Source organism: Alkalibacterium indicireducens (genome assembly GCF_039522005.1).
Lineage (GTDB): Bacteria > Bacillota > Bacilli > Lactobacillales > Carnobacteriaceae_A > Alkalibacterium > Alkalibacterium indicireducens.
The window spans coordinates 1-3,156 of sequence record NZ_BAAADA010000118.1; the positions used below are offsets into that span (position 1 = coordinate 1).

Consider the following 3,156-nt stretch of genomic DNA (forward strand, 5'->3'; position numbering starts at 1 on the left):
TATAGTATACAACAAAAAGGACAGATTAACCACTTCAAGCTATCGCTTGACCGAAATTCATCTCCCACTTTAACTGGTGCTTCGCACCCATACGCTTAGAAATGGGAGACTTCTTTCGGAATTACGTTAAAGCACTTGATTAAGTAGACATCAAAAGGTTGAATGCCTGCTTCAAACGCGATAATGATAATCTGGCCTCGCCAGATTTTTCGTCATCTGAAGCTTCTAGATGTAGTTCATTGGGGTTCAGCGATTTGAACTTCATTCTGACGTCTCTTGAATGAAGTTCACCTCTGCAATCGTACTGCCAACTAGACTATAGCATATTGCGGTGTAGTTCAGCTCACTTCTTTTATCACGAACTCGACTCAGAAGTGCTCATAATGCAGTTCAGCGCTCACATCCCGTCTGAACTATACCCTGCGTTTCTCACAGCATCAACTGACTATAATGGTAATCTGGCCTGGCCAGATTATTCTTCATTGAAAGCTTCTAGATGTAGTTCATTGGGGTTCAGCGATTTGAACTTCATTCTGACGTCTCTTGAATGAAGTTCACCTCTGCAATCGTACTGCCAACTAGACTATAGCATATTGCGGTGTAGTTCAGCTCACTTCTTTTATCACGAACTCGACTCAGAAGTGCTCATAATGCAGTTCAGCGCTCACATCCCGTCTGAACTATACCCTGCGTTTCTCACAGCATCAACTGACTATAATGATAATCTGGCCTCGCCAGATTTTTCTTCATTAAGACTCTTTAGAACCTTACGCAGGCGATACATTGAGTGCAGTTCGCCGCACCAGGTATACAATACTTCAGTTTTTAAAGTTTCGTCAGGAAAAAGTGTCTGGTATTCTAATGTATGTCGCATCGCATTATCGATTGCCGATTCTTTGAATCCACAGAACCTACAGACACACATCCGACCCAAAACTTTGTTTAAAAACTCATTACATTTACTGCAATATATCCCTTTTTTCAACAGATAAAAGTCATGAGCTGGCAAGTCAGTCAGTAGGTATGACTTTGACTTTAGATTTAGGTTAGTTAACTTCTCGGCTATTTCTAAAAGTTTTCTGGTTTTTATATTGGACTGTTTTTCGATCAGTTTAAAATGGCTATCCAGCAGACTTGGGAGTAAAATTCTTTTATCGGGTATTGACTGATAAATGGTACAGTTGGGATTAATGAATACGACATATGGTTCGACTTCCAGATTAATATTATGTTTTCTCAACATATTTTTTAACAGAATAGCTGCTCTCTGGACTTGACTCACTGGATTTAATATCTCCAACCCACTTGAATAGTAAGTCAACCTCCCTTCTCGATACATAAGCTCACCTTGGTAATTTTTCACTTCATAAATGTAAATCTTCTGATCAGTAAGGATACTCATATCAATTTGAAAAGTAGAACCCTGACTTTTCAAAAAGAGATCCGGTATCATCAGATAATTTGGGAGATATTTTTCAACAATACTATCAAAGTGTAGTTCCCCTTTATACCCTTTCATCTGAGAATAAGCATACTGCTTGTCTTCATCACTCAAATCTGCTCTTATAAGTAAAGCTTCCAAAACAAATAGCACAATCGGTTTAGACCTGTCTTTATACATCATATTCTTCACTCCTAAATAACGATCTATATATAATATTGATGAAAAAACAGATAACTAACTAAAATACTTTAATTCATTTTCTTTTTTTCTGAGTATTTTAGATAAAAAAAAGGCAGAGCCACGCTCCACCATTTTTCAGCTTAGAGATCAGTATAAAATAAAATAATAGTATCTCTTATTCAACTTTTCTACCCTTTAGATCCTCCTCAACCCACATCTCTTTCTCATAACTTTGTCCAATATCTGAGCCAACACATGAATTTTAATTTTGAAATAAGTAAAATAGTTCCTTACTGACCAATTTTGACACTATACTCAGTATTCGAATTAAGATTTTCAGCTTCGGATACAGGAATAGTTAATATGATTGAATTCTCCTGTTTTCTCAATCTAGTCATCACTCAAGTCCCTCTTTTACATTGTTATCACCGATTAGATGCGCCATATTCACTAATAGTTACTTCCAATCATTTCTCAAGTATCATTACCGCGCATTCGATCCGGCCATGCGCGCCAGTGTATGACGGTCTCCACGAATCACTCGGGACATTTCCAGAATATTCAGATAAGGTGCGACTCCTCCATATCCGGCATCGCCAATATGCTGGATATCCACACCGGCTATTTTATTTTGTAAAGCAATATCTTTGATTGTGCTTGGATCCGCTGTTTCCTGGCTTGTACCTATAGCCGACATGCTCAGTACGTCAGAAGACTTGCATAAACAAACGGCTTCATAGACGACGTCCGGTGTGACTCCCGGTACTGTTCCGATTGCTGGCAGAAGAATGATGTCTGCTCCACTCTCAATGAAGGAACGGATCGCATCCAAATCGATCACTGCTTCGTTCACTCCAGCACCGTGCATTTTCCCTGCGATAATCAGACCTTTGAACGCTTCTTTTGCTACTGATATTGCTTTGTTTATTTCTTTATTACTTACGCCTGTTCCCGGATTACCCGTCAGACAGATGAAATCGAATCCCAGATTCTCAGCTTCCTCGAATGTCTCTTTGAACGCCTGTCTCCCTTTAGAAATCGTCAGCTTATCTTCATTCATGACTGCCTGCTGATCGACGGGTTCGATATTGACCCCAATCGGACGACCTGTAAGTTCTTTCAGGCGTCTCACTGGATCATTTTCTTTGCTATCTAACCCATTAACTTTCGGCTCCAGCAAGTCGAAGCCATTTAAAAGAATCAAGTCTGCTCCGACAGATCTGGCCACCTCACTATTGGTTAGTCCAGGTGATGCCGCAGTAGAGACGATATTTTCAGACAGAATAGTGCGACCTTCGCTTGCTTTGATCGACTGCTTTAACTCTTCCTTATTCATCTCGAGAAAATCACTTGCATAACAGTTCAATAATCGCTTGACCATTATCCAATTCCACTCCTTTTTTAAATCGCTTACAAAAACTATAGACCAACTACTCAAATTTTTCAATTGTTTAGAATATGGAGTATGTGTAAAGCTATTCTCGGAAATTTATTCTAGAAATCTGAAACGCAGTTTATTGTTTTTGACTTTC

The 3,156-nt window shown here is 39.1% G+C and carries 3 protein-coding genes; all 3 read right to left on the reverse strand.

All coding sequences use genetic code 11. The features are described 5' to 3' along the window. Nucleotides 1-139: 139 nt before the first annotated feature. The gene (locus ABFX15_RS07570) at nucleotides 140-265 is read right to left on the reverse strand and encodes a hypothetical protein (protein ID WP_346024859.1); all 126 of its coding nucleotides are present in this window, start codon (nucleotides 263-265) and stop codon (nucleotides 140-142) included. Between the two features lie 447 nt (nucleotides 266-712). Continuing rightward, nucleotides 713-1,624: a nuclease-related domain-containing protein gene (locus ABFX15_RS07575; RefSeq protein ID WP_346024860.1), complete on the reverse strand. Its 912-nt coding sequence runs from the start codon at nucleotides 1,622-1,624 to the stop codon at nucleotides 713-715. A gap of 484 nt (nucleotides 1,625-2,108) precedes the next feature. Then, nucleotides 2,109-3,005: a DUF7916 family protein gene (locus tag ABFX15_RS07580; protein WP_346024861.1), complete on the reverse strand. Its 897-nt coding sequence runs from the start codon at nucleotides 3,003-3,005 to the stop codon at nucleotides 2,109-2,111. Nucleotides 3,006-3,156: the final 151 nt, after the last annotated feature.

Bases quoted from the DNA above. Each gene is read 5' to 3' on its own strand.
- ABFX15_RS07575 (WP_346024860.1), bottom strand. From the start codon at position 1,624: ATGATGTATAAAGACAGGTCTAAACCGATTGTGCTATTTGTTTTGGAA.
- ABFX15_RS07580 (WP_346024861.1), bottom strand. From the start codon at position 3,005: ATGGTCAAGCGATTATTGAACTGTTATGCAAGTGATTTTCTCGAGATG.
- ABFX15_RS07570 (WP_346024859.1), bottom strand. From the start codon at position 265: ATGAAGTTCAAATCGCTGAACCCCAATGAACTACATCTAGAAGCTTCA.